The sequence below is a fragment of the Rhizobium sp. SJZ105 genome, from assembly GCF_007828365.1.
Taxonomy (GTDB): domain Bacteria; phylum Pseudomonadota; class Alphaproteobacteria; order Rhizobiales; family Rhizobiaceae; genus Agrobacterium; species Agrobacterium tumefaciens.
Map to the genome: position 1 here is coordinate 215,423 of NZ_VIUP01000007.1, position 6,146 is coordinate 221,568.

Annotated in this window: 5 protein-coding genes; 4 read left to right on the forward strand and 1 reads right to left on the reverse strand. The window is 50.1% G+C overall.

What is annotated here, in order from left to right:
- Positions 1-68 precede the first annotated feature (68 nt).
- The 4 genes from FB593_RS20260 (at position 69) to FB593_RS20275 (ending at position 3,923) form a co-directional block, all read left to right on the forward strand.
- Positions 69-776 (forward strand): FmdB family zinc ribbon protein, encoded by a 708-nt coding sequence (locus FB593_RS20260; RefSeq protein WP_145166863.1) that lies wholly within the window; start codon positions 69-71, stop codon positions 774-776.
- Positions 777-787: 11 nt separating this feature from the next.
- A complete protein-coding gene (locus FB593_RS20265) occupies positions 788-1,120 on the forward strand; it encodes a zinc ribbon domain-containing protein (protein WP_137086399.1) in 333 nt (110 codons plus the stop codon).
- Positions 1,121-1,181: 61 nt separating this feature from the next.
- Positions 1,182-2,540 carry a hypothetical protein gene (locus tag FB593_RS20270; protein WP_145166864.1) on the forward strand — a complete coding sequence of 453 codons (1,359 nt, stop codon included), beginning with the start codon at positions 1,182-1,184 and terminating at the stop codon, positions 2,538-2,540.
- Positions 2,541-3,176: 636 nt separating this feature from the next.
- Positions 3,177-3,923, forward strand: coding sequence for a hypothetical protein (locus FB593_RS20275; RefSeq protein ID WP_145166865.1), 747 nt, complete (start codon positions 3,177-3,179; stop codon positions 3,921-3,923).
- 96 nt (positions 3,924-4,019) lie between these two features.
- Here the strand turns inward: FB593_RS20275 and FB593_RS20280 are convergent, their stop codons facing one another.
- The gene (locus FB593_RS20280) at positions 4,020-5,945 is read right to left on the reverse strand and encodes a hypothetical protein (protein WP_145166866.1); all 1,926 of its coding nucleotides are present in this window, start codon (positions 5,943-5,945) and stop codon (positions 4,020-4,022) included.
- Positions 5,946-6,146: the final 201 nt, after the last annotated feature.

The following is a 6,146-nucleotide window of genomic DNA, read 5'->3' on the forward strand; positions in this document are numbered from 1 at the left end:
TGCATGGTGGGAAGGCGCAAGCGACTCCGCCTACGACTGGTTGCATTTAAGGGACTTAAGAGGGCTAAGTGAAATCAGACAGTTTATGGAAAACATGCGAAGACTGCGGAAAGCAGTTTTCGGTGAAAGCGAAGTCGTGTCCGCATTGCGGTAAGGGTGGCAAGCGCTTCTCGAAATTGAAATGGATGGTCGGCGGTTTCGTCGTGCTGGGGATTGCCAGCGCAATTCTTGGTTCAGGTGAAGCAGAGAAAGGCGCACTGGTTGGCAACAGTACCGCCGCGTCTGCATCAGCCGCCAAATCCGCCGCCGCGCCTTTGCCAGAACAGCAGGCAAGCTTCATCGCGGCAATCAGCGATTACAAAAAGCGTTTCGACTCTGCTGGAAACGAGCTTCAGCAAAGTGTTCTACGAGACGAACGTCGTATGGCGATCCTGAAAGTAGTGGGTGGACAGCTTCGTGTTGATGGATGGTCAGGCACTCTTCGCACGCTGGAAACCAACGGTGACGGCAATGCGGTCGTCACCGTTCGTATCGCGCCAAACATCGATCTGGCGACATGGAACAACGCGATCTCTGATGTCCTGCATTCGACCCTGATTGACAAGGGAACGCCGCTTTACGCTTCCCTCGTGAACATGTCGGCTGGCGACAAGGTGAAAGTTTCCGGCAACTTCATCCGTGCTGAATCGGACGGCTTGTTCGAACAAAGCATCACCATTCGCGGGGCGATGACCGCTCCAGAATTCCTTTTCAAATTCACTGACATTTCCAAATAGGAGAATTTACCATGGCGCTTATTAGCTGCCCTGAATGCAATAATAACGTCAGCGATGCGGCATTCAAATGCCCATCTTGCGGTACACAGCTTCGGAAGCCGAAGCGCGGTTTCTTTGGCAAGTTGTTTAAATGGTCCTTCATCGGCTTCAATGCCCTGATGCTGCTCTGGGCTGTTGCAGGCTTCAATGCCGCCACGAAGGATATGGCGTCTCTTACTGGTGCGGAACAAGCCGGAGCGGCAATCGGAACAGGTATCGGTATGGCGATGGTGCTGACTGTGTGGGTACTAGGCGCGATCGTTCTTGGGATGTTCGTACTCTTCACCAGACCGAAGGTCGTCTAATTTGATGGCGAAATGTTCGCCCGTATGAGCCTCTACGTTTGGATCAACTGGTAGATCGCCAATGTTTTTGAAACTCTCTGGTATTTCGTTTTTTGCGGTTGTCGCATCGGCGATAACCGCCAATTCTGCTTGTCTCAAGGAAGCAGATGTTCAGCGTCACAAAGCGGACTTGAAATCCCATTCGGAGAATGTCGGACGTAAAGACGGCAGTATCGTTTCCATCTATCGACAAAAGGGCAGCGCACGCTTTGTCGAGGTCGTTCGTCAAAACCGCTGTATTGCGACTATTAAGGTCCTGAGCGCTGACGAGTTGGATCAAAGATACGATCTCATGGCTTCGCTCTGGGATGAGCGCGCTGTTGCTCAAGAGGAAGCTCTCGACAACGAAGGAATGGATGAAGGCGACGACACTGAAGTAGTCTCGGATTCCGATCTGCCATTCCTATCGATGGACAGATTCCCTGTATCCGGCATCTACTCGGGTCCAGTAAGGCTGCCCGATTTCAACAGGCGGGACCGCGACTTCGCCACTTTTCGCACTCGCATTTCCAACGGTATGAAGGCAGGCGTCAATTTCTCTGGTCAGTACGCGATTACGCAAATCGGCTGCGGGTCGAGTTGTTCTATTGCCTTTGTAAGCGATCTCAAGACCGGTCAACAGTTTCGCTTTCCCTATGGCGGTGAAGAAGCTGGACCCATGACGCTAAAGCACAGTGCGGACAGTCGGCTTCTGATCGCAACGAGGCGCGATGGCGATCAATGTGTACTTGAGTCAATGATCTTCAATGCCGGAACCTGGGACTCTTTGGCGAAGCATCCGATTGGCGATCCAGACGCCTGCTATGAAGACATTGATGAAAATATCCGTGCTTTGAAAAACAAACGAGAAATACGCGGCGCAAACGAAGTTCCCGCTTCAGGAAACAAAAGCGCTAAGACTGATCACGCTAAAGCGCAGAAAGATCAGCAACAGCCCGCCAGCGTCGCAACCGGCGCGGGGATGACCGAATACGACAACATCAATGTCGCGGCGTTGCTGGACCTTTACGAAGCCCACGATTTGCTCCTTGCGTGCTTCAAAGCCAGAGAAAATCAGTTCCCGGCTTATTTGTCGCGACAAGAGATGGAAAAAGCCGAGGCGGATTTCCTGAAGGATGAGGCGGAAATTTTAAAGCGCGATCCAAGGATTGATAAACAAGCCGTTTCTCGAAGAGCGCACGAGTTGAACACGCTGTTTACAATGGCTGTTGTTCTGACAGGGATGACAGAAATGAATTATGAACACTGGAAGGCGTGCCGAATGCTGGCATCTATTTTTCCGCCCGGTATCGAAAACGCGAGATTGAAAAAGCGCGAAGTCATTGGAAAGAAAAATACGGCTGGTGGGCTGATAGTGCCGCAGGACCCACGCTTCAGATAAGCTTCCATACACCAAAAGCAAACATGGCGATTGAATGCGGTAGATTACCGATTGCTGATTAATATCGTGAGTTTTTCCAGTCGATGTACCAAGCGTCTTCTGGAAGGTCGTTGAGCAGGGTGGACAAATTCCAAACTACTCTTTCATCGTCTCCACGATGAGACGTGAATCGTGCCCATATGAAGTTGTGTCGACCTTGAGTAGGTATCGCGGGCGTTCCGAAAAGCTTTGCGGCTGTCGTGCTGTATTGTTGATCGACGGAAATGGCGATCTTTTGCTTCCAACGGTTAGGAGCATTTAAACTCATACGATTCTCCATAAAATGCCTACGCGCTGTATTCGTCCTCTCTCCGCTCAGGGCGTCCAGTTGATCAATCACGAACATCCTTGGCGTGGCTTTCCTCAATCGCTCGGTTGGTCTTGTTCAACTCAATAAGCGATTTGGAAAGCGCTCTGCATCCAAGCCCGTAATAGAGAAAGCCTCGGTTAGAGCCAAGAACACGGCGATTGTGCCGATAATGGCATATGATTTGAGCCGGGAAAACATGCCGGGATTTCGGCGTAATTGCCCTTTTTATTATTCCTTGTGAATCGGCTCGCACAACGGGCTGCATCTCGAAATGACAGGGATTGAATATGAATCATAGCTTTGTGCCCGGTACGCCCGGTGTTTATGACGCCGCTGAACTCAAAGAGTTCGTTGCAACACTTCCCACTGAGGAAGAGCAGCAACGGTCAATGATTACTCTGCTCAATCTCCAAAATCTCAGTTCGTATGTGAACGACTACGCGTCTGCTGTCGCGCTGCACCGGCACGTACACGACCTTCGCGAGAGCGTCCTGCGAACAAGCGAACCCAACACGCTGGTTTTCAACAATAACATGCACCTGCTCCAGCAGTGGCAGAACATGGCAGGCAGAGACGCAGCCATGACGTTGTTTCATGTTGGTAAAGCCTTGCTGCACATCAAAACCAATATGCGCTTCACCGAAACCATCAAGGCGGGTTCTCTCTCGGAGAACCTGCGAAAGGCTTCGGGGGAATTGGAACGGGCGTTTCCACACTACAATGTCGCCCGCCATGCCGCCGGTCATAGAGCTGAAGCAGTCGGTTCACTGGAGCAGGTCAAATTACATGCAATCGATATCGATGGCGGGCAGCAATTCATAATCGGGAATGTTCGGGGCGATGATTACGTCGCGACGTTTGAAAAGAAGCTGCTCAAAGTGCCGCTCACCGAGGAAGCTCGTCAGCGATTGAATGATGTAGTGGCACTGATTTATTCGGCGTTCCCGAAGCTGGTACATATGTTGCCACCGCTCAATTTTGGGGTTTCGGCAACTGAGGATGCTGAAGTTCCTTCGGAAAACCTGAACGCATAAAAACAGCAGGACACCCATGTGAAAATAAGCGCGAAGTGCAGCAGGGGGTATGAGACACCCACGGCTGTTTTGGCTATACTACCTAATCGCGGCTGACTATGCTGATTGGACGATGGGACAGGCACTGTTGTCGTTCGCGCTCCCAATCGTCTTGCTGTTCTTGAAGACATGATCTGCAACCCGAACAGCGTCTCTGTCTTGCCCATGCCCAAACATGTGGCGATTCGCCGTTAGGATTTGGATGACTTCACCATAGGAACACCCAGACTTCCTCAGATCAACGCCAGCCTGATAGAAATGCGTACTGCCTTTACCCAAGCCGGGAGCAATCGACCATTTTTGCAGGATGTCTTCGACAGTTTCCTTGTCTGCGATCTTGCCTGAAGAAACCGCATCTTCCGTGGAATAGCCGAATTCGATCTGAACGCGGTTGAGATATCTTTCCACATCGAGAAACGACACCTTGTACGTCATCATGTCTGTCCACACAGTCCCGTCGATGAACAGATCACCTTTGAAATTCGATACACACGGCATGCTAATCCGCTTGTTGATGCTCTTGAAACTTGGATCGATTTCATATGCGTCAACAAACTTTTGATAGATATCAGCACTGATGAGGCGGAATATCTTCTGATAGTCATCACCATTCACAGCCCGATTGAGCGGAATGAACAGATGGAAGCGCTGGTCCAGTGGCTGACTGCTGAAGCTATTGGCGATGATGTGCGAGAGCTTGTTCTTCTTGAGGAATGCGCTTAGTTCGCTCGGGTCGCATTTAGCTTTGTCCACATCCATTTGAATGAGCTTCGTCGTCTGGATGTTGCTGACAAGCTTGTGATTGCTTGGATCGATGAAATAGCCTTCTCGCAATTGAGCGCATGCTGATTTCGACTTCAGCACGATGTTTTTGGAGTAGTGCTGCATGGTCATGACCAGTTCCTGCCATGACGCAGAAACGATAATCGGCTCTTCGCAATTGGCGCGGCTCCATTGACGAATGAGGAAGTTTTCGTACTGGTACTGGTTTTTCGCTTCGTTGCTTTCCATTTTGTTTTTCTTGTTCCTTTTTTGACTTCTTTCGTTGGCGGTCATCGCTTTTGGCTTCTCGCTCTGAAGCTCTTCTAAGCCGATGTCGAAGAACTCTGGTTCGCCTGCACATGCCTCACCAAACATCTCGTGCAGCGCCATGGCTGACCGCTGATCAAGCACGATGATGGTGACGTGGCTGGTGCTGGAATAATCGCGGTAGCTGGTTCTGGAGGCGAACTGGTATTGTGCGGCATAGGAAACTGCCATCTTCACGTCATCGGATTGCATCTCGAAAAACTCACGCTTGAAGTTGTAGACGTAAGTTGGCGGATTGATCGGAGTGAGATGGATGGCGACATTGTAGTGCTGGAAGCCGTTAATGCCCTTTGCAGAAGGGTCTAAGCGCTGCGACAAGCCGGTTTGATCGTGGAGCCACGTATAAGGCGTGGTTGCGTTGCCTTCCTCATCCTTGGCTTTCTTTACACAGTAGATGTGCGGCGTATTCGGAAAGGCAGCATCAAAAGCCATGGCGACACGGTTTAGAAAATCCTGATAGCCCAGCCTCTTATAGTCCGCCCATGTGTCCAGTTCGTCGGATAGGTAAAGGATATGAACCAACCCTTTTTGATCCTCTGGCAGAGAACGAAGAAAAGGCTTCATTTCTTCATTTTCAACGAAATCGACCTTCTTATGCCACGCGAAGTACATCTCAGATTGTTCGAAACCAGCGCTCATAATGGTGACGGATTTGTAGCCCGATAGAACGGAAGGCTGCATGATCACTTGAAAGCGGAGCTTCATATCCTTGACCGTCTCAGGATTATCCTTCAGCGCGTCCTTGTAAGCTTTCAATGACGATCCACGAATAACTACCTCGTAGTCAGCTGATTTCATGAATTGAGACAGTTCGAGAAGCTTTTGAGATGGAACGAAGGCTTCATCATCGTCAAATGTCGAAAGCAGGTCGGCAATCTCTCGCGTATAGGTCATGTTATAGTAGAGATGGCTATCGGAAATGATGTCATCGGGAAACAACGAAAGCAGGATGCTTTGAACGATCTGAAGGGAAGATTTCAGTTTGATCGTCTTTTCAATCGTGAGCGTCCGGTGAGCTGTTTTTGCTGATCGGGAAAATCAGGCGATGTTCTGGCATTCGAACCAGCATTAGTGCTGACATTAATACCAGAACAA